The organism is Paraburkholderia madseniana, assembly GCF_009690905.1.
GTDB classification, from domain to species: domain Bacteria; phylum Pseudomonadota; class Gammaproteobacteria; order Burkholderiales; family Burkholderiaceae; genus Paraburkholderia; species Paraburkholderia madseniana.
On record NZ_VOSW01000012.1, the window covers coordinates 43621 to 66489 of the forward strand.

The 22869-nt window shown below is 62.8% G+C and carries 17 protein-coding genes; 12 read left to right on the plus strand and 5 right to left on the minus strand.

The features are described 5' to 3' along the window. Positions 1–261: 261 nt before the first annotated feature. Positions 262–1446 (plus strand): transposase, encoded by a 1185-nt coding sequence (locus FSO04_RS08590; protein WP_154559269.1) that lies wholly within the window; start codon positions 262–264, stop codon positions 1444–1446. A gap of 79 nt (positions 1447–1525) precedes the next feature. Here FSO04_RS08590 and FSO04_RS08595 read toward each other — a convergent pair whose 3' ends face one another. Beyond that, positions 1526–3079 carry a mannose-1-phosphate guanylyltransferase/mannose-6-phosphate isomerase gene (locus FSO04_RS08595; RefSeq protein WP_154559270.1) on the minus strand — a complete coding sequence of 518 codons (1554 nt, stop codon included), beginning with the start codon at positions 3077–3079 and terminating at the stop codon, positions 1526–1528. 138 nt (positions 3080–3217) lie between these two features. Beyond that, a complete protein-coding gene (locus tag FSO04_RS08600; RefSeq protein ID WP_154559271.1) occupies positions 3218–3514 on the minus strand; it encodes a hypothetical protein in 297 nt (98 codons plus the stop codon). 212 nt (positions 3515–3726) lie between these two features. Here FSO04_RS08600 and FSO04_RS08605 point away from each other — a divergent pair, with 212 nt between their 5' ends. From FSO04_RS08605 to FSO04_RS08650, 10 genes are all read left to right on the plus strand, one after another. Then, positions 3727–5124: an undecaprenyl-phosphate glucose phosphotransferase gene (locus tag FSO04_RS08605; RefSeq protein WP_154559272.1), complete on the plus strand. Its 1398-nt coding sequence runs from the start codon at positions 3727–3729 to the stop codon at positions 5122–5124. A gap of 62 nt (positions 5125–5186) precedes the next feature. Next, entirely contained in the window at positions 5187–6632 is a 1446-nt protein-coding gene (locus FSO04_RS08610) for a UDP-glucose dehydrogenase family protein (protein WP_154559273.1), read from the plus strand. A gap of 49 nt (positions 6633–6681) precedes the next feature. Beyond that, a complete protein-coding gene (locus tag FSO04_RS08615; RefSeq protein WP_154559274.1) occupies positions 6682–7137 on the plus strand; it encodes an arsenate reductase/protein-tyrosine-phosphatase family protein in 456 nt (151 codons plus the stop codon). Then, on the plus strand, positions 7131–8351 hold the full coding sequence (locus FSO04_RS08620) for a polysaccharide biosynthesis/export family protein (RefSeq protein ID WP_154559275.1): 1221 nt from the start codon (positions 7131–7133) through the stop codon (positions 8349–8351). The genes FSO04_RS08615 and FSO04_RS08620 overlap by 7 nt, the downstream gene beginning before the upstream one ends. A 158-nt stretch (positions 8352–8509) precedes the next feature. Next, entirely contained in the window at positions 8510–10708 is a 2199-nt protein-coding gene (locus FSO04_RS08625; RefSeq protein ID WP_154559330.1) for a polysaccharide biosynthesis tyrosine autokinase, read from the plus strand. A gap of 61 nt (positions 10709–10769) precedes the next feature. Further along, entirely contained in the window at positions 10770–11702 is a 933-nt protein-coding gene (locus FSO04_RS08630) for a glycosyltransferase family 2 protein (RefSeq protein ID WP_154559276.1), read from the plus strand. Between the two features lie 109 nt (positions 11703–11811). Next, on the plus strand, positions 11812–13062 hold the full coding sequence (locus FSO04_RS08635) for a glycosyltransferase family 4 protein (protein ID WP_233464778.1): 1251 nt from the start codon (positions 11812–11814) through the stop codon (positions 13060–13062). 3 nt (positions 13063–13065) lie between these two features. Continuing rightward, positions 13066–14526 (plus strand): glucose-6-phosphate isomerase, encoded by a 1461-nt coding sequence (locus FSO04_RS08640; protein WP_154559277.1) that lies wholly within the window; start codon positions 13066–13068, stop codon positions 14524–14526. Further along, positions 14523–15782, plus strand: a complete 1260-nt coding sequence (locus tag FSO04_RS08645) for a glycosyltransferase family 4 protein (RefSeq protein WP_154559278.1) — start codon at positions 14523–14525, stop codon at positions 15780–15782. The genes FSO04_RS08640 and FSO04_RS08645 overlap by 4 nt, the downstream gene beginning before the upstream one ends. Beyond that, on the plus strand, positions 15779–16945 hold the full coding sequence (locus tag FSO04_RS08650; protein WP_154559279.1) for a glycosyltransferase family 4 protein: 1167 nt from the start codon (positions 15779–15781) through the stop codon (positions 16943–16945). The genes FSO04_RS08645 and FSO04_RS08650 overlap by 4 nt, the downstream gene beginning before the upstream one ends. Before the next feature lie 99 nt (positions 16946–17044). On the opposite strand, the gene gmd is transcribed toward FSO04_RS08650, so the two are convergent. The 3 genes from gmd to FSO04_RS08665 are packed head-to-tail and all read right to left on the minus strand — an operon-like array spanning position 17045 to position 19960. Beyond that, positions 17045–18088, minus strand: a complete 1044-nt coding sequence (gene gmd / locus FSO04_RS08655; protein WP_154559280.1) for a GDP-mannose 4,6-dehydratase — start codon at positions 18086–18088, stop codon at positions 17045–17047. 55 nt (positions 18089–18143) lie between these two features. Next, on the minus strand, positions 18144–18875 hold the full coding sequence (locus FSO04_RS08660; protein ID WP_154559281.1) for an SGNH/GDSL hydrolase family protein: 732 nt from the start codon (positions 18873–18875) through the stop codon (positions 18144–18146). Beyond that, positions 18872–19960 carry an acyltransferase family protein gene (locus FSO04_RS08665; RefSeq protein WP_154559282.1) on the minus strand — a complete coding sequence of 363 codons (1089 nt, stop codon included), beginning with the start codon at positions 19958–19960 and terminating at the stop codon, positions 18872–18874. The genes FSO04_RS08660 and FSO04_RS08665 overlap by 4 nt, the downstream gene beginning before the upstream one ends. 687 nt (positions 19961–20647) lie before the next feature. Here FSO04_RS08665 and FSO04_RS08670 point away from each other — a divergent pair. Continuing rightward, positions 20648–22849 carry an NHL repeat-containing protein gene (locus tag FSO04_RS08670; protein ID WP_154559283.1) on the plus strand — a complete coding sequence of 734 codons (2202 nt, stop codon included), beginning with the start codon at positions 20648–20650 and terminating at the stop codon, positions 22847–22849. Positions 22850–22869: the final 20 nt, after the last annotated feature.

Sequence of the window (22869 nt, forward strand, 5' to 3'; positions counted from 1 at the left end):
TCCATCCGTAACACTTGTCTCAACGATATTCACGCAAACCCTGGTGATGGTATGCTTCGTGCACAAATTCTCCCATGCACGAGTGAGACCACGTTTTGTGCTTCGCAATAGGGACAAACCGCACTAACCCAGTGCGCTATTGACCCCCAAACAGAACGTACAAAACATATTTGTGCAACCGCGGGCTGCACACGGATCGTGAAAATTGAATCCGTGGCCGCCCAAAGCCGCGGCCCGGCCAGGCTGCGTGGAGAAAACCCAATGTTTTTCGATGAGCTAAGCAATGACGAATGGGCGCTGCTGGCAGCGCTTGTCTCTGATGAGCCGGCCGTCCGTCTGAACCGACGCGGTCGGCCCCGCGCCGAACCGCGCATCGTGGCGAATGCCGTTCTGTGGATTCTGACAACTGGCGAACCCTGGTCGAAATTGCCGGGCCGCTATCCGTCGGGTCCTACATGCCGGCGCCGTTTTGAAGAATGGCAGTTGAACGGCACCCTCCTCGAGATGGTTCGGCTGTTGTCGCAAACCGGGCGTACCTTCGCGTACGTCCCGCAACCGGCGCCGCCTGTCGCGGCCAAACCGGCTGTACCTGTAGCCGAAACCCCCAGCGTGCGCGACGAAGGTCTGCGCGGTGTGTCGTGGAAGAGCCCCGAATCGTGGCAGGCGCCCGGCGTATCGAGCAGCCCGAGCAACTGGCGTTCGGCGGATCCGTTCGCCGATATCACGCGCCAGTTGTCCGGAATGACGACGGGTATGACAAACGCGCCGCCGGTGTCGCGTACGCGTTCGGTCCCCTCGGCACCTGCACCTGCATCACCCGCGGCACGGCCTGCCATGCGCGCTGGTCTGCAAGGCATGGAGGAAGCGCGGGCGGTGGACACGGCAATGCACGGTCTGGATTCGGCTATCGCGTCGGCACGCCGCACGCAACAGCTTGAAGATCAGCAGCGCAGCTCGCTGTCGATGAGCCTCGCGCCACGCGGCACGCAAGTCGCCGACCGGCGCGGCTATGTGATCTACGTGGCGGCGGAGCAGGTGCCCAACGCCATGTATCGCGCGTGGGCGGAGATCATGAAGGACGGCAAACGCGTCGAGCGTTCCGGCCTCGTCGGTCCGCGCTTTGCCGAGGCCGACGCGGCGGAGCAATACGCGCTCGAATGGGCGCGGCAGTGGATCGACCGTGAATGCCGTACGCAGGCTGCAGCCGAGGCCGCACCTGCAGTTAATGCCACGGTGGCGGCTGCGGCAGTGGCGCGTCCGTTGCCGGCCATGCGTCATGTGCCGGAGCCGGTCGCTGTGAATCACGGTGGGCCTTTGCACGGTCCGCTCAATGCATTCCGCGGACCGCTGCGCCGTTATCCCAGCGAACCGGCCGCACCCGCAACCGAAAGCAGTGCATCAGATCGTTATCCGTCGTATCCAGAACTCATCTCCCATGCGGGGTGAGCGCGGCGGTTAGCAGTACAGCAATACCCCGCGGCCGTCAGGAGCAACAGCCGCAGGTTCCCGCTTCATTCGTTGTGAATCATTGACGTCCATACGTGTCGTCGAAACGCACGATATCGTCTTCGCCGAGATACGAGCCCGACTGCACCTCGATCATTTCGAGCGGCATCTTGCCCGGGTTCTCGAGACGGTGGGTGACGCCCAGCGGAATATAAGCCGATTCGTTTTCGGAGACGATAAAGCGCTCTTCACCCCGCGTGACGAGTGCGGTGCCGCGCACGACGATCCAGTGTTCCGCGCGGTGATGATGCATTTGCAGCGAGAGTCGCGCACCGGGTTTCACGACGATGCGTTTGACCTGGAAGCGCTCGCCGGTGTCGACGGAATCGTAGTTGCCCCACGGGCGATGCACCTTGCGATGGTTGGTCGCTTCCAGTCCGCCATCGTTGCGAATCCGTCCGACGATCTTCTTGACGTCCTGCACGCGTGATTTGTCCGCGACCAGAATCGCATCCGCCGTTTCGACCACCACGAGATCCTGCGTGCCGACGCAGGCGATCAGGCGTCCTTCCGAATGCGCGAAGGTCGAGCTTGCCCCTTCGAACATCACGTGGCCGCGCCCCACGTTCCGATCGGCGTCTTTCTCCGAAATGTCCCAGATCGCGTCCCACGAACCCACGTCCGACCAGCCCGCTTGCAGCGGCACAACCACGCCGGATGCAGCGGTCTGATCGTTGCCCAGTTGCTCCATCACCGCGTAGTCGATCGAATTCGACGGCGAGGCGCTGAACGCGTCGCGTTGCAGACGGAAGAAATCGCCGTCCGCTTTGCCGCCTGCGAAGGCCGCGTCGCAGGCTTCGTAAATCGCCGGCTGGAAGTGGCGGATCGCCTTCAGCCAGGTCGAGGCGCGCATGATGAAAATGCCGCTGTTCCACCAGTATTCCTGCGATTCGATATACCGCTGCGCCAGTTCCAGATGCGGTTTTTCGACGAAGCGATCCAGCTTGTGCGCGCCGACCTTGCCGGCCGCATCGGTGTCCGTTGCGCGAGCGTCATTAGGCGTGCCAAGCGCCGCGCCAATGCGAATGTAGCCATAACCCGTTTCCGCACGCGTCGGTACGATGCCCATCGTCACGATATGGCCGGCTGCCGCATGCTGCACGCCGGCCGCCACCGCTGCATGAAAACCGGCGCTGTCGGTCACCGCGTGATCGGCGGGCATCACGACCATGATGCCGTCCTCGTCCTGCGCGGCGATCGAAAGGGCAGCCACCGTCAGCGCCGGCGCCGTATCGCGCCCAGCGGGCTCGAGAATCAGCCGGGTCGGCTTGCCGCTCGTGCGCAATTGCTCGGCCGTGGTGAAGCGCTGTTCTTCGTTGGCCACCACGACGAGTTGCTCCGCAAGCGGATGGCCCGTTTCGAGCCCGTCGAGCCGGCGCGTGGTCGACTGCAGCAGCGAGTCGTCGCCGAGCAGGCCAATCAGCTGTTTCGGATGCTGCTCGCGCGACATCGGCCACAACCGTGTACCGGAGCCGCCCGCCAGAATCACGGGATGAACTTTGAGTTTGACGTTCAGGTGCATAGCTTGCGTGGACCGGGTGTCGGCAGGTGTGGCCGTAACCGGAGCTGTCATGATGGACTCCTCGAGGCTGGGTGAATGCGTCGAGTTTTATCACGAAGTAAAGAATCAATAAAAGCGCGTTAAATAGAAACTATATAAAACGTCGAATAAAGTTGTTCGTTTCGTGAAGAAAAAATGTCCGAATAATTTTTAAAAAAGAAAAATTACCCGAAAAAAATCACGGACCATTTTTTTATCTGGCGGAATGACGCAGAATAGGGACGAAAGGCGAGGCGTAAGCTTCGTAGGAAAACGGACAGCTTGGCTCAGATCCGCCTCCAGAACGGCGATAAACGGGTCTCTCAAACGCCAATTCGGTAACAATTGCCGCACAAAATTCGGAAAAAATGCTGAAAATTTGACCGATACATTTTGAGATATTTTGCTGTCTTGCAGTCCGAATTTTAATACCGCTTTATCTATACCTGTACAAGGGTATTCACTCATTTCGACACCTGTTTTCCGGATCGTCCGTTCAGGAATTTTTTTAATCCGGAAAGCGGCAGGGCAATTAACACCGGTTCAATCAGTTTCGCGCCGCGCATCGATCTGCAGGCGCGAATACCGGCGTTGCGCTCCCGGTGGCCGGACGTAATGAGTGTGACGGGAATTCAACCAACCAACGGATGGCACTTGACTGACGAACTGAGGGGCAGCGCATGCTGAGCGTTCTATCGAGAATCATCGACATCGCCATGGTCGCGCTCGGCGCGGCTATCGCGACGGCCGTGCACAGCGGGAAATTGGCGTGGCTGGACGACGTCCAAAGTGTGTCGCTCGCGTTCGACTGCCTGCTCGTGGTGGTGTTCTTTCCTGCGCTCGGGATCTATCAGTCGTGGCGCGGCAAGCCGCTCTACGACCTGCTGTGCCGCGTTGCGGGCGGCTGGGTGATGGTGGAGATCACCGGCATCCTGATCAGCTTCAGCCTGCACCGTTCGGACAGCCTGTCGCGTCTGTGGCTCCTTTACTGGGCTATCGCCACGATCGTGCTGCTGATCGTCACCAAGGTGATCGTCTACTCGATCCTGCGCGGACTGCGCCGCGAAGGCTTCAATCAGCGCGCGGTGGCGATCGTCGGCGGCGCGCCGTATGGGCGCTTCCTGATCGAACAGATGCGCAGCCGTCCGGAAGCGGGCTTTAGCCCCGTCGTGGTGTTCGACGAGGAGGGCACGATCAACCCGTATGAAGATCCGGATGCGAGCGACGCGATCGAAGGCGTGCCGGTCGAGCGCGATTACTCGCGGATGCTTCAACTGGTGCGTCAGCGTGCGATTCGCGAACTGTGGCTCGCACTGCCGATCTCGAAGGAGAAGGCGATCCATCGCTTCGTGATGGACCTGAAGAACGACTTCGTGAACATCCGCTTCATTCCGGACGTTCGCAGCCTCACGCTCTTCAATCAGCCGATGGTGGATCTGCTCGGGGTGCCGGCGATCAACCTGGCCGCCTCGCCGATCACCGATCTGCGCGTGCTGCCCAAGCGCATCTTCGACCGGCTGTTTGCGCTGGCGGCATTGACCGCGCTGTCGCCGGTGATGCTGGTGATCGCGGTGATGGTGAAGGTGAGCTCGCCAGGCCCGGTGTTCTTCCGCCAGAAGCGCAAGGGCATCGACGGCAACCAGTTCGAGATCTACAAGTTTCGCTCGATGAAGATGCACAAGGAAGAGGCCGGCAAGATCACCCAGGCGACCCGGCGCGATCCGCGTATCACCGCGGTCGGCGCGTTCCTGCGGCGCACCAGCCTCGATGAATTGCCGCAATTCATCAACGTGTTGCGCGGCGAGATGTCGGTCGTGGGTCCGCGTCCGCACGCGCTCGAACACGACGATATCTACAAGGATCTGGTGAAGGGCTACATGCACCGTTACCGGATCAAACCGGGCATCACCGGGTGGGCGCAGATCAACGGCTATCGCGGCGAGACCGATCGCATCGAAAAGATGATGGGCCGCGTCAAGCTCGATCTGTACTACATGCAGCACTGGACCTTCTGGCTCGACATCAAGATCGTCGTGCTGACGCTGTGGAAGGGTTTTGTGGGCAGCAACGCATATTGAGGCGCAGCCGCGCAACGCGCGGCCGCTCTCCTGAATCAACTCCATTTTCCGAGGTGTAATACATGAACCTGACGATCATCGGTAGTGGCTACGTAGGCCTCGTGACGGGCGCATGTCTCGCCGACATCGGCCACGACGTGTTCTGTCTCGACGTCGATCAGCGCAAGATCGACGTGCTCAACAACGGCGGCGTGCCGATCCATGAACCGGGTCTGCAGGAAATCATCGCGCGCAATCGCAAGGCAGGCCGCCTGAAGTTCTCGACCGACATCGAGGCCGCGGTCGCGCACGGCGACATCCAGTTCATCGCGGTGGGCACGCCCTCCGACGAAGACGGTTCCGCGGATCTGCAATACGTGCTCGCCGCCGCGCGCAATATCGGCCGCCATATGACGGGCTTCAAGGTGATCGTCGACAAATCGACGGTGCCGGTCGGTACGGCTTCGCGCGTGCGCGACGTGATCGCCGAGGAACTGGCCGCGCGCAACGCGAGCCACATGTTCTCCGTGGTGTCGAATCCGGAGTTCCTGAAAGAAGGCGCGGCCGTGGAAGACTTCACGCGCCCCGACCGCATCGTGCTCGGCTGCGATGAAGACGTGCCCGGCGAAAAAGCGCGCGAGCTGATGAAGCGTCTCTATGCGCCGTTCAACCGCAATCGCGAACGCACGCTGTACATGGACGTGCGTTCGGCCGAGTTCACCAAGTACGCGGCCAACGCAATGCTCGCCACGCGTATCTCGTACATGAACGAACTCGCGAATCTGGCCGACCGCGTCGGCGCGGATATCGAAGCGGTGCGCCGCGGCATCGGCTCCGATCCGCGGATCGGCTACGACTTCCTGTATGCCGGTTGCGGCTACGGCGGTTCGTGCTTCCCGAAAGACGTGCAGGCACTGATTCGCACGGCGGCCGACCATAAGGCCAATCTGCGCATTCTCGAAGCGGTGGAAGCCGTCAACGACACGCAGAAAAAAATCCTTGCGCAGAAAATCGTCGATCGTCTGGGCGAGGACCTGTCGGATCGCACCTTCGGCGTGTGGGGCCTTGCGTTCAAACCGAACACCGACGACATGCGCGAGGCGCCGAGCCGTCCGCTGATCGCCGAACTGCTGCGCCGTGGCGCGCGGGTGAAGGCCTACGACCCGGTCGCGATCGACGAATCGAAGCGCGTGTTCGCACTCGATCTGAAGGACGTGCCGCAACAGCATGCGCGCCTGTCGTTCGTGAACGAAGAGATGGAAGCGGCCGAGGGCGCCGACGCACTGGTGATCCTGACCGAATGGAAGGTCTTCAAGAGTCCGGATTTCGGTTCGCTCAAGGAGAGCCTCACCACGCCGCTGATTTTCGACGGCCGCAATCTGTACGAGCCGGACGCGCTGCTCGAACTCGGTATCGAGTATCACGCGATCGGCCGTCAGCACGCGCTGCGCAATGCGCCGGCGAAGGTTGGCGCGAACGGCCTGCCGGTCACGGTAGACGCGGCCGATACGGTCGAGGCCGGCCAGTAAGTTGGCCAATAAGCCGCCGCGCCGCCGAAGCCTCACTAAGGAGCCCGCCATGTTCGCCAACGTTCTGATCGTCTGCCACGCCAACGTGTGCCGTTCGCCCGCAGCCGAGATGCTGTTCAAGGCCCGGCAGCGCGCGCCGTCGCGGCCGTCCTCAGCGCCGATCGCGTTTCATTCGGCGGGTCTCCGCGCCACCAACGGCCACGCCATGGACCCGGTGATGCGGCGCCTGCTCGCCGAGCAGGGCGTCGCCTCCGGCATCCACTATTCGCGGCGCCTCGACCGCGAGCTCGTGCGCGCAGCCGATCTCGTGCTCGTCAGCGAGCGCGCGCAGGTGAGCGCTGTCGAAGCGCTCGATCCGGCTTCGCGCGGCAAGGTCTATCCGCTCGGCAAGTGGGAAGACGACTCCGACGTCGCCGATCCGCACGGCGGCAAGGAAGCCGACTATAGGGAGAGTCTCGTGCTCATCGAACACCTGGTCATGGGATGGCTGAAGAAAATATGCTGATGAAAAAACGCACTGCACACACATTCGCGAACGTCAATTCGAAACTCGCCGCCACGCTTTTGCTGACGTCCTTTCTGTCGGCCTGCGCTACCGCACCTGGCAATTACCTCGACACGTCCCGTCTGAAAGACGACGGCCAGCATCAGGGTCAGCAAGCTAACGAAACCTATCCGGTGCATCTGATCGACGGCCCGCTGGTTGCGGCGCAAGCACAGGCGCAAGCCACTGCCGCGCAACAGGCGCTGCCGACTTCGCACTATAGCGATCCGTCGCAGTACGTATACCGGCTCTCGCCGCAGGACATTCTCGGCATCACCGTGTGGGACCACCCGGAATTGACCACCCCGCAGGGCAGCACGCTGTCCGCGGGCGGCAACACCACGCAGTCGATCGGCGGCGCCTTGCAGCAGCCGTATACCGCCGCGCTGCCGGGCCAGGCCGATCCGTACGGCCAGACGATTGCCCCCGACGGCACGATCTTTTTCCCGTTCGTCGGCCGCATCAAGGCCGCGGGCAAGACCGTGAGTGAAGTGCGCGATCAGTTGAGCACCGGCCTCGTGCGCTACATCCGCAATCCGCAGGTCGACGTGCGCGTGCTGTCGTACCGCGGCCAGAAAGTGCAGGTGACCGGTGACGTGAAGACGCCGGGCCCGCTCGCCATCAGCGACGTGCCGCTCACGCTGGTCGACGCGATCACGCGCTCGGGCGGCACCAACAGCGACGCCGACATCCAGCGCGTGCGTCTCACGCGCAACAACAAGCTGTACGTGCTTGACGCCAACCGCATGCTCGACCAGGGCGACACCACGCAGAACGTCATGCTGCAAAACGGCGACGTGATCAACGTGCCGGATCACAACGACAGCCGCATCTTCGTGATGGGCGAAGTGAAGACGCCGATCCAGCTGCCGATGGTGAAGGGCCGCCTGACGATCGCCGACGCGCTCACCCAGTCGGGCGGCATTCTCGACACGGACGCCAATCCGCGCCAGATCTTCGTGATGCGCGGCATGCGCGAGCATCCGACCACGCCGGACGTGTACCGCCTCGACATGACGCAGCCCGACGCGATCATGTTGTCGTCCCAGTTCCAGTTGCAGCCGATGGATGTCGTGTATGTGGGCACCGCCGCTTCGACCACGTTCAACCGTGTGTTGCAGCAAGTCCTGCCGAGCGTACAGACGTTGTTCTACCTGAAGCAGTTGACGAGATAACTGTCTGAGCCGTCGACAGGCCCGCGCCGCTCTCAAAGGGCGCGGGACCGAAGCAAACGCCGAGGCAAACGCGCAAGCACATGCCAGAGCACACGCTGAAGCCCACGCCGAAGCAACCGAAACGGGATCGAATTGTGAGCAACCAAATCTCTCCACACATGGCCGGTCCGATCAAGACCGAAGAAGAGGACGTCGTCCTCGGGCAACTGGTGCAGGTGATCCTCGACGACATCTGGTGGCTGATCGCGATCGCCGGCGTGATCGTCGCGCTGGCCGCGGCGTACTGTTTCCTCGCCAAGCCGATCTATTCGGCCGATGCGCACGTGCGGGTCGAGCAGTCCGACAACACCTCGCAGGCGCTCACGCAGACGCAAACGGGCGCGGCCATCACGACCGGCTCGACTTCGCTGCCGACCGACGCCGAAATCGAAATCATCAAGAGCCGCGGCGTAGTCGGCCCGGTGGTCCAGCAACTGAAGCTGAACTTCAGCGTCGTGCCGAAGACGATTCCGCTGCTTGGCAGCATTGCCGCGCACATGGCGACGCCGGGCCAGCCGGCGCCGCCGTGGCTGGGTCTGGCTTCATACGCCTGGGGCGGTGAAGAGGCCGAGATCGATTCGCTCGACGTGGTGTCGGCGCTCGAAGGCGAGAAGCTGACGATGAAGGTGTTCGACGAACAGCACTACGAACTCTATGCAAAGAACGGCACACTGCTGCTGCGCGGCCAGGTTGGCCAGCAGGAGCAGGGCGGCGGCGTGACGATCCTCGTCAACAAGCTGGTGGCCCGTCCGGGCGAAGAGTTCACCGTGACGCGTTTTAACGACCTCGACGCGATCAGCGCGTTCCAGTCGGCGATCACCGTGCAGGAGCAGGGCAAGCAGACCGGCGTGATCCAGATCTCGCTGGATGACAAGAGCCCTGAGCACGCCGCGCTGGTGGCCAATGCGCTCGCGCAGTCGTATGTCCGTCAGCACGTGTCGAACAAACAGGTCGACGCCAGCAAGATGCTCGACTTCCTGAAGAGCGAAGAGCCGCGCCTGAAGTCCGATCTCGAACGCGCCGAAGCCGCGTTGACCGCTTACCAGCGTCAATCCGGTTCGATCAATGCGAGCGACGAAGCGAAGGTCTACCTCGAAGGCAGCGTGCAGTACGAGCAGCAGATTGCCGGTTTGCGTCTGCAGATGGCGCAGTTGACCGAGCGTTACGGCGACGACCATCCGATGCTCGTTGCCGCGCGTCGGCAGATGGCCGAACTGGAGGCGCAACGCGCCAAATACGCTGACCGCTTCCGCGATCTGCCGGCAACCGAAGTGAAGGCCGTGCAGTTGCAACGTGACGCCAAGGTGGCGGAAGACATCTACGTGCTGCTGCTCAACCGCGTGCAGGAGTTGTCGGTGCAGAAAGCCGGTACCGGCGGCAACGTGCATATCGTCGACCAGGCGATGCGCCCGGGCGCGCCGGTCAAGCCGAAGAAGGTGCTGATTCTCTCGGCGGCAGTGATTCTGGGCCTGATCTGCGGCACCGGTTTCGTGTTCCTGCGGCGCAATATGTTCAAGGGCATCGACGACCCCGACCATATCGAGCGCGCGTTCCATCTGCCGGTGTACGGCCTCGTGCCTTTGAGCGCCGAACAGGCTGTGCTCGAAAGCGGCTTCCAGCGCGGCGGCGAACGCCTGCGCTCGGTACTGGCGAACGCGCGGCCGAAGGACGTCACGATCGAAAGCCTGCGCAGCCTGCGCACGTCCATGCAGTTCACGATGTTGGACGCGAAGAACCGCATCGTCATGCTGACAGGTCCCATGTCCGGTGTCGGCAAGAGCTTCCTGACGGTCAATCTGGCGGTGCTGCTCGCGAACTCGGGCAAACGCGTGCTGATGATCGACGGCGATATGCGCCGCGGCGTGCTCGAGCGTTACGTGGGCGGTGCGCAGGAAAACGGTCTGTCGGAATTGCTGAGCGGGCAGATCTCGCTCGAAGAAGCGATCCGCGCCTCGAACGTCGAAGGCTTGAGCTTCATCTCGTGCGGCCGTCGTCCGCCGAATCCGTCGGAACTGCTGATGTCGCCGCGTCTTCCGCAATACCTGGACGGCCTCGCCAAGCGCTACGACGTGATCCTGATCGACACGCCGCCAGTGCTGGCCGTGACCGATGCGTCGATCATCGGCGCGTATGCCGGTTCGACTTTCTTCGTGATTCGCTCGGGCGTGCACAACGAAGGCGAGATCGCGGAGGCATTGAAGCGCCTGCGCGCAGCCGGCGTGCACGTGCAGGGCGGCATCTTCAACGGGATGCCGGCGCGTTCGCGAGGCGGTTATGCCCGTGGCTATGCAGCGGTCGAGGAATATCTAAGCACCTGAGCCACGAGGCTGAGCCCAGTGGGCTGATGCCAGCGCAAACACGATAGAAAAGGACATCACGATGAAAGTGACGGTACTGGTTCCGACTTACCGCCGCCCGGCCGATCTCGCGCGCTGCCTCGCCGCGCTGCAGCGGCAGTCGCGCGCGCCGGACGAAGTGGTGGTGGTCGCACGCGCCGACGACGAAGCGACCCATGCTTGCCTGCGTGATCCCGCCGTGCCGGGCACGTTGCCGCTATCCGTCGCGCTGGTGGAGGTGCCCGGCCAGGTCGCGGCCCTGAATCGCGGACTGGATGCGGCCAAGGGCGACGTGATCGCGATTACCGACGACGACGCCGCGCCGCACGTCGACTGGGTCCAACGTATTGCTGCCGCGTTCGAAAGCGATGCGCGCCTTGGTGCGCTGGGTGGCCGCGACTGGGTGCATGAAAAAGGCCGCGTGCTCGATGGCGAACGGCCGCTGGTCGGCAAGGTCACGGCGCACGGCAAGATCATCGGCAATCACCACCTGGGTGTGGGTGGTGCGCGCGAAGTCGACATCCTGAAGGGCGCCAACATGAGCTATCGGCGCGACGCGATTCGCACGATCCGTTTCGATCAGCGCCTGCGTGGCGCGGGCGCTCAGGTTCACAACGATATGGCCTTCAGCCTCGCCGTCAAGAACGCCGGCTGGAAGCTGATGTACGACCCGCGCGTGGCCGTCGACCATTTCCCGGCCGAGCGTTTCGACGACGACCGGCGCGACGCGCAAACCATGGCGGCGTTGCGTAATGCTGCCTTCAACTTCCACCTTATCCTGCGCGATCAGTTGCCGCCGCTGCGCCGCGAAACCGCGTGGTGGTGGTGGACGCTGGTGGGCACGCGCGTCTATCCGGGCCTCACGCACGCCGCGCTTGCTCTGGTTTCGAAACAGGCGAGCCTGAGGCTGTCGCGCTGGCGTGCGGTGCGCACAGGCGCACATGAGGCGCGCCGCGCGTTGTCCCGGACCGCGTGAAGCCCGCGAGCGCTCACGTGTCCCAAACGTCCTGCACGTTCGTGCATCGGCACTGGCGCCTGCTCGCGCAGGCCGATGCCCCTTTCCACCGGCAGAGCGGAGTGTCTGCATGAGTACGAAAGTTCACGTTCATCTGTTTTACGGCGCCGACCCGCGCTTTTACCGGCCGGGCGATGACATCGGCTGCCTGTACGGTTATCACCATGCCGAATCCGATGCGTTCAGGCTGACCTATTCGCAGGACGCGCGCGAAAGCAAACCCGTGCGTTTGCTGCGCCGCGCGCTGAAGGCGGCGTTCGGGTTCGACTTCATCCATACGTGGCGCAACCGCGACGAGATGCTGCGCTCGGACGTGATCTGGACGCATACCGAGCAGGAATGGCTGTCCGCGGCGCTGATGCTGCTGCTGAGCGGCCGCAAGGCGGGCGCTGATGCCAGCCCCTTGCTGTTGGCGCAAAGCGTGTGGCTGCTCGATAAATGGCCTTCCTATGGAATTCTGCGCCGCTGGCTGTATCGCAAGCTGATGACGCGCGCCGACCAGTTGACTACGCTCGCCAGCGAAAACGCCGAACTGTGCCAGCGCTATTTCAATCGCGACGCGAAGCCGCTCTTATACGGCCTGAACACGCAGGACTTTCCCGTAAAGACGCCGACCGAATGGACGCCGCACACGCCGATCCGCATCGCGGCGATCGGCAACGATCGCGACCGCGATTGGGAAACGCTCATCAAGGCCTTCGGCAACGATGCGCGCTACGCGGTGAAGCTCGCGACACGCCGACGGATTCCCGCCTCGCTGCGCGCGCCGAACGTGGAGATCGCGTTGTTCTCCGGTATCAAGAAGCAGCACGAACTCTACGACTGGGCCGACGTGATCGTCGTGCCGCTGCGGCCGAATTCGCACGCCTCGGGCATTACCGTGATGCTGGAAGCGGCGGCGGTCGGCAAGCCGATGGTGGTCACCAACGTCGGTGCGCTGCAGGATTATTTTCCGGCGGGCGAGGCGGCTTACATTCCGCCGTTCAATCCGCAGGCGTTGCGCGAGGCGGTGGACCAGCTCGCCGCCTCTCCTGCGGATGCATTGCGCCAGGCGCAGGCGGCCGCCGCCGGTTTGCTGTCGCGCGATCTGACCACGCAGAACTATGCGATGCAGCACGTGAGAATTACGCAGGAGATGCTGCGGGCGCGCGCAGCGTCGCGCGGACGTGTTGTGGCCGGTGCGGCCGACGCCGATGCCGTGGCAAAGGCGCCGCGTGCCGCGGCGACCGCCGCCGCGGTGAACCAGCCGGCGCGAGTTCGCGCGGGCAGCCAGGGGCAAGGCCAACGCCCTGGCCCGCGCGAATCACGCGGAGGCCTCTAAACGATGTCGACGATTGCGCGAGGCGGCGATAACGCGGAGCGGGCACTGTCCGGCGCTCGCAAGGAGTGGCTGCCGGAAGCCTTACTGTGGCTGATCACAGTGATGTTGATCATCGCGCATCAGGGCACGGTGCTCACGCTTGGATTCCCGGTGCTCGCGATCCTGACGGGCCTGTGGCTCTACTTCAAGAGCCCGGCGCGCTACATCGGCTTCATGTGGTGGCTGTGGTTCCTGAGCCCGGAGGTGCGGCGTCTCGCCGACTGGTCCAAAGGCTCGTTCACGCCCACCAGCCTGATCCAGGTCGCGCCGCTCGCGGTGACGATGATCAGTGCCTTGTCCTTGCTCCGCTACTACAAGCTGCTTTCGCAGCGGCGCGGCCTGCCGGTGCTGCTGGTTCTGATGGGGCTCGCCTACGCGTTCATGATCGGCGTGATGTCGAGCGGGCCGCTCGCCGCGACGTATGACCTCGCGAACTGGCTCTATCCGATTCTGATCGGTTTTCACATCATGGCGCACACGCGTCAGTACCCGAAGTATCGCGACACGATCGTGAGTACCTTCATCTGGGGCATGCTGGTGATGGGCGGCTACGGCCTGATCCAGTTCTTCATCATGCCGCCGTGGGACGCGCTGTGGATGCTCGGCTCGCAGATGAATTCGCAGGGCGATCCTGTGCCGATGGGCGTGCGCGTGTTCAGCACGATGAACTCGTCGGGACCGTTCGCGTTCGCGATGATGGGCGCGATGGTCTACGTGATGGCGGCGACGCATCGCGTGCGCTGGGTTGCTGCGGCGCTGGGCTTCTTTGCTTTCGCGCTGAGCCTCGTGCGCTCGACGTGGGGCGGCTGGGTGATCGCGCTCCTGATCCAACTGGTCAAGGCGAACAACAAGGTGCGCGTGCGGATCGTTGCGAGTGCGGTGCTGCTTGCCGGTCTTTGCGTGCCGCTGCTCACGGTCGGCCCGGTGGCCGAGCGGATGCAGGCGCGCCTGAACACGCTCGTCAACCTGAGCGACGACCAGAGCTACGCCGCGCGTAACGAGTTCTACGCGACCTTCGCGAAGACGGCCTTTACCGACGTCTCCGGCGAAGGCATGGGCGCGACCGGCACCTCGACCAAGCTCTCGAACGACGGCGGTCAGCTCGGCCAGTACGGCAACTTCGACAGCGGCGTGATGAACATCCCGTTCGTGCTCGGCTGGCCCGGCACCTTGCTCTACATGTCCGGCATCGTGTGGCTGGTGGTGCGCGCGGCGCTCGCGTCGTTCAAGCTGCGCAACGACAAATTCGTTTCGGCCTGCCTGAGTCTCAGTCTTGCGACCTTCGCGATGCTGGTGTTCACCAATTCGCTGGTCGGCACCGGCGGGCTGCTGCTTTTCATGAGTGTTTTTTCGATCCTATCCGCGGTGCACTACGAAAAGATGAACCGCAGACGCACGCTACTTTTCCACGGAGGCACTGATTGAGAGTCGCCATTGTCACGCACGTCGTGCGCCATAACGACGGCCAGGGGCGCGTCAACCACGAGATTGCGCGCGCCGCCCTCGAGGAAAACATCGCTGTGACGCTGGTTGCGTCGCACGTTGCGCCGGATTTGCTCGCGCATCCGAACGTCCGCTGGGTGCCGATGAAGATCGGCCGCTGGTGGCCCACCAATCTGCTGCGCCAGCAGGTGTTCGCGTTCAAAAGTGCGATGTGGCTGCGCGCACATCGCCGCGAATTCGACGTGCTGCACGTGAACGGCTTCATCACGTGGGTGCCGGCCGACGTCAACACCTCGCACTTCGTGCATAGCGGCTGGTTCGGCAGCAAGTATTACCCGTTCGGGCTCACAAAGGGCGTGTGGTCCGCGTATCAGTCGGTCTATACGCGCTGCAACGCGTTGCTCGAACGCTGGGCTTACCGGCGCTCGAAGGTGATTACGGCGGTGTCGCAAAAGGTCGCCGATGAAATTCGCGCGATCGGACTGACGCCTCATAACCGGGTCGACGTGATCTACAACGGCGTCGATACGCAAGGTTTCGCGGCTGCCACGGGCGACCGCGCGAAGTTCGGCTTGCCGGCGGACGCGTTCCTGCTGCTGTTCGTCGGCGACTTGCGCACGCCGCGCAAGAACCTCGGCACGGTGTTGCAAGCGCTCAAGCATCTGCCCGAACACGTGCAGATCGCAGTGGCCGGTTTTCTGCCGGGCAGCCCGTATCCGGAAGAAGCGAAGGCGCTCGGCATTGCGCATCGCGTGCATTTTCTCGGGCTGGTCAAGGAAATGCCGGTGCTGATGCATTCGGTCGACGCGTTCGTGTTCCCGTCACGCTATGAAGCGATGAGCCTGTCGCTGCTCGAAGCGATGGCCGCGGGTCTGCCGGTGGTCACGGCGCGCACGGCGGGCGGTGCGGAAATCATCACGCCGGAATGCGGCATCGTGCTCGACGATCCGGACGATCCCAAGGCATTGGCGGGCGCTATCGCACGTCTTGCTGACAACGACGACGCACGCCGCGCGATGGGCGTCGCCGCCAACGAACTTGCGACCGGCTTCGGCTGGGCGCGGATGGCCGCGCAATACATCGCGCTGTACCGGCAACTGGCGGGGCAGCAGAAGGACCGCCGACGCAGCGAAGCGGAAGCCACGGTGGTCGCCAAGACCGACGCGCTGACGCTGAACACGCTGGCCGGGCAGACAATCCACCACAACGCTCAGAACGCTCAGGGACAACAACTATGACCACAAGATCAATCAAATCGCTGCAGATCGGGATGCACTGGTTTCCGGAACGCGCGGGCGGCCTCGACCGCATGTACTACTCGCTAGTCGGCGCATTGCCGGGCGCGGGCGTCGCGGTGCGCGGCGTGGTGGCCGGCTCACCCAAAGTGGCTGCGGACACCGGTGGCGCGATCAACGGTTTCGGTTCCGCCGCGCAATCGCTGCCGCTGCGGTTGATGGCAGCACGCCGCGCGCTGCGCCAGGAGATCAGCACCTCGCGTCCCGACGTGATTTCGTCGCACTTCGCGCTGTACACGTTTCCGGGTCTCGACGTGACGCGCGGCATTCCGCAGGTCTCGCATTTTCAGGGACCGTGGGCCGACGAGAGTCACGTCGAAGGCGCCGATTCGCTCGGTCAGCGCGCGAAGCGCTATCTGGAGCAATCGGTGTATGCGCGCTCATCCCGGCTGATCGTCTTGTCGGAAGCCTTTGGCAAGATTTTGACTTCGCGCTATCGCATCGCGCCGGACCGCGTGCGCGTCGTGCCGGGCTGCGTGGATGTCGAGCAGTTCAATCTGCCGATCACGCCGGCCGAGGCGCGTCTGAAGCTGCAACTGCCGCAAGACCGGCCGATCGTGCTGGCCGTGCGGCGTCTGGTGCGCCGCATGGGTCTCGAAGATCTGATCGATGCGGTGAAGCTGCTCAAGCGCACCGAACCCGATGTGCTGTTGCTGATCGCGGGCAAGGGGCGGCTCGAAGGCGAGTTGCAGGCACGTATCACCGAGGCGGGCCTCGAGGACAACGTGAAGCTGCTGGGCTTCGTGCCCGATCAGCATCTGGCTGCGTTGTACCGTGCGGCGAATATCAGCGTGGTGCCGACGGTGGCGTTGGAGGGCTTCGGGCTGATTACCGTTGAATCGCTGGCTTCCGGCACGCCGGTGCTGGTGACGCCGGTCGGCGGTTTGCCCGAAGCGGTGGCAGGTCTGTCGCCGAATCTGGTGTTGCCGGAGACCGGCGCGAAGGCGATTGCGGAAGGCCTGGCAGGCGCGTTGAACGGCTCACTGAAGTTGCCGGATGCCGATGCATGCCGCCGTTATGCGCGCGAGAACTTCGATAATTCGGTGATCGCGAAGCGTGTGGCGTCGGTGTATAGCGAGGCGATCGCGGCGGGTGGGGTGCACTGAAGGGCTTTGTGACGGAATAGAAAAAAGGCCTGAATCATTGCGATCAGGCCTTTTTTCATGGAGTGACGGCTGCCCGCGCAGCCGACACTCAGGACAGAATCAGAACGTCTCGTGATGCTCGTTCCGGCCAAGGTCCGCATGAACCATCATGTGGCACAACTGTTCAAGCGTGGTTTCCGGCTTCCAGCCGAGCTTCTCGTGCGCCTTGTCCGCGCAACCGATCAGCAGATCCACTTCCGCCGGGCGATAGAACTTCGGATTCACGCGCACCAGCGTCTTGCCGGTTGCCACGTCGATGCCGGTCTCGCGCTCTTCCTTGCCCGACCATTCGATCTGATACCCCGCGGCGGCGAACGCCATGCGTACGAAGTCGCGAACCGTCTCGGTGCGGCCGGTGGCGAGCACGAAGGTGTCGGGTTCATCGGCTTGCAGCATGCGCCACATGCCTTCCACGTATTCGAGCGCGAAGCCCCAGTCGCGCTTGGCGCTCAGGTTGCCGAGCTCCAGCGCATCCTGTTTGCCGAGCTTGATCTTCGCGACGGTGTCCGTGATCTTGCGGGTGACGAATTCACGGCCACGTAGCGGCGATTCGTGATTGAACAGAATCCCGCTGCTCGCAAACAGGTTGTACGACTCGCGATAGTTGATGGTCGACCAGTGCGCGAACAGCTTGGCCACACCATACGGGCTGCGCGGATAGAAAGGCGTGTCCTCGCGTTGCGGCACGGCCTGCACGAGACCGAACATTTCCGAAGTCGACGCCTGATAAAAACGGGTCTTCGGATTCAGAATGCGGATGCCTTCGAGCAGATTCAACGCGCCGATGCCGGTCACTTCGGCGGTCGTCACGGGCTGGTCGAACGAGACACCCACGAAGCTCTGCGCGGCGAGGTTGTACAGCTCGTCGGCCTGCGCGCCTTCGAGCAGGCGCAGCGTCGAGCCCAGATCGGTCAGGTCGTGTTCGACCAGACGCAGATTCGGATGATCGAGCACGCCGAGCTCACGGATGCGCCAGAAATTGACCGAACTCGTGCGCCGGTACGTGCCGGTCACGTGGTAGCCCTTGTCGAGCAGCAGTTTGGTCAGATAGGCGCCGTCCTGTCCGGATACGCCGGTGATGATCGCTTTGCGTGGTTGGCTCATAGCTTGCCTTCGATATTGGTAAAAGAGAAAGAGAAGTGCACTTGAAAAAGGAGCTTCAAAGCGTGCCGTCCAGCAGTCGCCGCACCAGCGGATCGACGACCTGAAAATCCTGTTCCGCCTTGAGCCGGTACAAACCCGGCTTGGGATGCGCGCCGTCGGACATCAGCGTCTTCCAGTCCGGCAGATTGCTGACGTACGCGAACTGATCGACGAGCGGCACCTGCTGTTCGGCGGCCACCCGTCGCGTCATCGCGACCATCGCGGCGAGCCGCGCGTTCAGGCGGTTGTCGGGCATCGGGTTCGAGGTCTGTAGAACCGGCTCTTTGCCGAGCGCGCGGGCCGTTTTCACGAGCGTCGTTTCGGCCGTGTAAAACTGCTCGGGCGTCTGGTTCCGCATCACTTCGTTAATGCCGTAGTTGATCAACACGATCTGCGCGGGCGAAGCGGCGAGCCGTTCCTGCCACGGCAGGCCGGCGGTCGGGCCGGCGCGGCGGTTGCCGGTGCCGTCGCGCAGTTGGCTGGCCATCGTGCCGCCCACGCCGTAGTTCGTGACGCGCACCCGTTGACCGTACCTGGCCTGCAATTCGTCCTGCAGATACGACACGGCGTTTTGCGCCTGCGGTCCGCAGTGGCCTTCGCTGCACGTAATGCCGAGCGTGGTCGAATCGCCGTAGGCGTCGACCAGCACCTGCGATGCCGGTCCGCTGGCGTGCGCATCCAGTGTCAGCGAAACCAGCACTGACGCAGCGGCCGACACGCCCGCAGCGAACCACGCGCGGCGCCTCATGCGCGGCTTTGCGGCGCTTGCGATGCGCCCCCCGACACGCTGCCGGCGGGCGCATGGGCTTTGCCTGCCGAGCCGAAGATCAAGCGTTTTTCGAACGCGAACCACGTGATGCTGGCGTAGGCGAGGGTGATCGCGAGTGCGAGCGCCGCGGTCAGATAGCGGTTCAGATGCAGCGGCCACAGCGTGTACAGCACGCTCAGGTGAATCAGATAGATCGTGTAGCTGATCGTGCCGATATAGACCAGCACGGGGTTGCACAGCAGCCGCTTGACGATGCCCTTGCTTTGCAGGGCGATGACCACGACCGAAGTACAAAGCACCAACGAAACGCTGTAGAGCGCGGCGTTCGACAGCGGCGTATTGGCCGCCCGGAACCGCGGATAGTGCAGATGCAGCCACGCCAGCACCGCGAGCGCGGCAAAAAAGCCGAGCACGGCGAGACCCTTGAACGGTTCGAGTGCATTGCGATCGCGCCGTACGGCGACGGCGAGCAACGCGCCGGCCGCCAACAGGTCCATGCGGAACGGCGTCAGGTAATAGATCGGCCAGAACGAATCGAACCAGGGCGTGGCGACCGCGCGCAGCACCGGCACCAGCACGATCAACGCGGCCGCCGCGTAGCCGAGCACGCGCTCGGGCAGCAGCAGGATCACGAACGGCCAGAAGATATAGAACTGCTCTTCGACCGCCAGTGACCACAGCACATTCAGGCTGTCGTGACCGCTTTGATTGAGCGCGTCGCCGATATTGGTCGCGAAGAACGCATACCACTGCCAGTGCTGCGCCCAGCCGAAGCCGAACAGAATCGACGACACCGCCATCAGCAGCAGATAAGGCGGCAGGATGCGCCGCGCCCGGCGTGCATAGAAATAGCCGAAATACGACTGCTGACGCGCCTTTCGTTCGAGCAGGATGCCGGTAATCAGGAAACCGCTCAAAACAAAAAACAGATCGACGCCCATCCACAGCGGCGCTTTCAAGGCGTGCTGGGCGAATACCGCGAGCACAGCGATGGCGCGCAAACCGTCGAGCTGCACGATGCGGCGAGAGTGAGAAGGCGCTAAGGGCAGTGCGCTAGCAGTCATGAACCGTCCATGGTGTGAAGCGGATGGGCCGGGCGAAGGATCGCGCAAGTCTTCTCAAGTCAGGAACAGGGCTTGAGGGCAAGGGCGCGCTCGCTTCGCGTCGCAACGGAAGTGCATTCGATTCTAGGGAAAATAAATTGATGAAAAAACGGGAATGAAATAGATAAATGAATCAGATTGCAACAGGGTGTTTCGTTATCCATTCGCAATAGATTTTTATGCTTGTGCCTTGTGGCTGTCGCAATCCGTAAGAAGTGCAGCCGGAATCAGGCTACATCGGTAAGGATGGGGCGCAAGGGCACTGCGGGACGCAGGCGTTCACGTCCATTTTCATTTAATCGATTTTTAAATCATTTTCTTTCACGATGCTTAAAGCGCCGAATATTTTTGAATTATTTTCGATTTTCGTCGCGGCATTCTTTCCGCGTAATGTGAGCCGTGTGGACGGGTGGCCGGGGATGGCGCGTGCGTCACGCGCCGACTGCTCGTATTCGATCGGGTTCGCGTTGGACCGTGGGCGCTGTGATGAGCCTGATTACTAAGCCCCTTCTTATACGTCGTGTCTTGCGGGAATCAGTCTCGTGTTCTTGCGTCGCTGCTAGCGGCCTCAGCCGTCATCTCATTGGATTTTGCATCCGCGCGGGCCCGTTGCCTGATCGCGGCACGGCCCTGATTGGAGGAATAACTTTGGCCCGTTTCACGTTCAAAACCTGGATTGCTGTGTTTGCCTATGCGGCCGGAATGACGGCGGCGTCGGTCAGCTTCACGGCATCCGCGGAAACCGTGTTGAACGCGAAAAATTCCTGGATCGGTAACACCTTCGGTTTCGGCGATGGCACGTGGACGCAGATCAACATCACCGCGATTGCGGTCGCGCCTGACGGCAAGGTCTATACGAACGCGCCGTGGGACGAAAGCGGCGCCGAAGCGAGCGTCTACCAGAACGGCAAGATGCTCGGCTTCGCGGGCGGCACGCATGGTTGGGGCAACGGCGGCGGCAGCGCGATCGCGGTGAATCGCAAGTACGCCTTCGTGGCGATCGAAGTCGGCAACGAGAAAGGACGTCTGGTCGAGCAGGGCGTGTGGCCGGAAAAGGGCAAACAGTGGTTCGGCATTTCGCGTCGGCAGATCGCCGATCCGAAGCGCGCCGCGCCGTTCCAGCCGGCCGCGAAAAGCGCTGACCCGCATGCGCAACTCGCAGCGGGCTTTTTGATGATGAACGAAGTGCCGACCGGCACGAGTGCCGAAATCGGCGGCATGGCGGCGAATGACACCACGCTTTACGCGGCGAACACGGCGCGCGATCGCATCGAAGTGTATGACGCGGAATCGATGCAGCAGAAAACAACCTGGACCGTGCACGAGCCGGGCCGTATCGCGCTAGCCCCCGACGGCACGCTCTGGGTGTTGAGCGGCACGCGCAACGATAAGGCGCCGCAAGTGGAGCACTACACCGCCGCGGGCAAGCGCATCGACGAAACATTCACGTTGCCCGCCGATACGGTCGCGGTCGATATCGCTTTGGATGCACAGGGCCGCGTTCTGATCGCGGACAACGGTCCGCGCCAACAGGTGCTGTTTTTCAGCAAGGGCAACGGCCGTTATGCGGAGTCGGGCTCGCTCGGTGAACGCGGTGGCATTTTCAGCGGTACGCCCGGCAAGCCAGGCCCGCAGCGCTTCAACGGTTTGACCGGCGTTGGCGTGGATGCACGCGGCAACGTCTATGTGTCGACCAACGGCATCGGACCACGCTACGAACCGATCGGCGCGGGCCTCGGTGCCACGCTCGAGAGTTACGCGCCGGACGGCAAACAGAACTGGCAGGTGCAAGGCTTGTTGTTCGTCGACGGCGCGTGGATCGATCCGTCGCGTCCGGACAGCGTCTATACCGGCAACAAGCGCTTCGAACTCGATCTCTCGAAGCCTGCGGGGCAGGACTGGAAATACGCGGGCTTTCTGTCGAACCGCTTCAAGTATCCCGACGACCCGGTCTTTCACACCGATCAATATCCCGGCTTGCCGATCGCTCGCAAGCTCAAGGGCCGCACGTTTCTGTACTTGACCGACATGTACGCGGACCACCTGAAGATCTATCGCTTCGATCCGCAGCACGACGGCGAGACTGCGATTCCTTCGGGCTTCATCGCCGGGCGTGAGCGCGCGGTCTCCAAGGTGCCGAACGCGCCGCCGGGGGGCGACTGGATCTGGCGCGACGTGAACGGCGACGGCAAGTTCAACACGGACGAATTCACGCTCAACACGAGCGGCACGAAGCTCGCGGGCGGCTGGGGCTGGTGGGTCGATAGTGCAGGCGACATCTGGCGCACCCGCGATAACAAGGGCATTTATCGCTTCCGTTTCGGCGGACTCGATGCGAAGGGCAACCCGATCTACTCGTATTCGAACCTGACGCAGTACCCGGTGCCGCAACCGTTCACCGAACTGCATCGCGCGATCTACGAGCCCGACACCGACACGATGTATGTGACCGGCTATACGCCCGATACGCCGGTGGATCGCGGCTTCTGGAAAGAAGTGGGCCGCGTGCTGGTGCGCTACGACAAATGGTCGAGCGGCAATCCGGTGCAGCGCTATTCGATCACGCTGCCGTGGACGACGCAAACCAAACCCATCGCCACGATCATCGGCCTCACCGTTGAAGGGCAATACCTATTCGGCGTCGAGCCGGTCGGCGCAGTGCACGTGTGGGACAAGGACAGCGGCAAGGAGATCGGCGTGATCCGTCCAGGCCCGGAAGTGGGCAGCGCGTCGGGTTGGGTCGATGTGCCCAACGGCATCAGCGCCGCGAAGCGCAGCAATGGCGAGTACCTCGTGTTCGTCGAAGAAGACGCGCGCGGGAAAGTGATGATGTATCGCTGGAAACCATGACACAACGCATGGCATGACCG

Bases quoted from the DNA above. Each gene is read 5' to 3' on its own strand.
- FSO04_RS08590 (WP_154559269.1), top strand. From the start codon at position 262: ATGTTTTTCGATGAGCTAAGCAATGACGAATGGGCGCTGCTGGCAGCG.
- FSO04_RS08595 (WP_154559270.1), bottom strand. From the start codon at position 3,079: ATGACAGCTCCGGTTACGGCCACACCTGCCGACACCCGGTCCACGCAA.
- FSO04_RS08600 (WP_154559271.1), bottom strand. From the start codon at position 3,514: ATGAGTGAATACCCTTGTACAGGTATAGATAAAGCGGTATTAAAATTC.
- FSO04_RS08605 (WP_154559272.1), top strand. From the start codon at position 3,727: ATGCTGAGCGTTCTATCGAGAATCATCGACATCGCCATGGTCGCGCTC.
- FSO04_RS08610 (WP_154559273.1), top strand. From the start codon at position 5,187: ATGAACCTGACGATCATCGGTAGTGGCTACGTAGGCCTCGTGACGGGC.
- FSO04_RS08615 (WP_154559274.1), top strand. From the start codon at position 6,682: ATGTTCGCCAACGTTCTGATCGTCTGCCACGCCAACGTGTGCCGTTCG.
- FSO04_RS08620 (WP_154559275.1), top strand. From the start codon at position 7,131: ATGCTGATGAAAAAACGCACTGCACACACATTCGCGAACGTCAATTCG.
- FSO04_RS08625 (WP_154559330.1), top strand. From the start codon at position 8,510: ATGGCCGGTCCGATCAAGACCGAAGAAGAGGACGTCGTCCTCGGGCAA.
- FSO04_RS08630 (WP_154559276.1), top strand. From the start codon at position 10,770: ATGAAAGTGACGGTACTGGTTCCGACTTACCGCCGCCCGGCCGATCTC.
- FSO04_RS08635 (WP_233464778.1), top strand. From the start codon at position 11,812: ATGAGTACGAAAGTTCACGTTCATCTGTTTTACGGCGCCGACCCGCGC.
- FSO04_RS08640 (WP_154559277.1), top strand. From the start codon at position 13,066: ATGTCGACGATTGCGCGAGGCGGCGATAACGCGGAGCGGGCACTGTCC.
- FSO04_RS08650 (WP_154559279.1), top strand. From the start codon at position 15,779: ATGACCACAAGATCAATCAAATCGCTGCAGATCGGGATGCACTGGTTT.
- gmd (WP_154559280.1), bottom strand. From the start codon at position 18,088: ATGAGCCAACCACGCAAAGCGATCATCACCGGCGTATCCGGACAGGAC.
- FSO04_RS08660 (WP_154559281.1), bottom strand. From the start codon at position 18,875: ATGAGGCGCCGCGCGTGGTTCGCTGCGGGCGTGTCGGCCGCTGCGTCA.
- FSO04_RS08665 (WP_154559282.1), bottom strand. From the start codon at position 19,960: ATGACTGCTAGCGCACTGCCCTTAGCGCCTTCTCACTCTCGCCGCATC.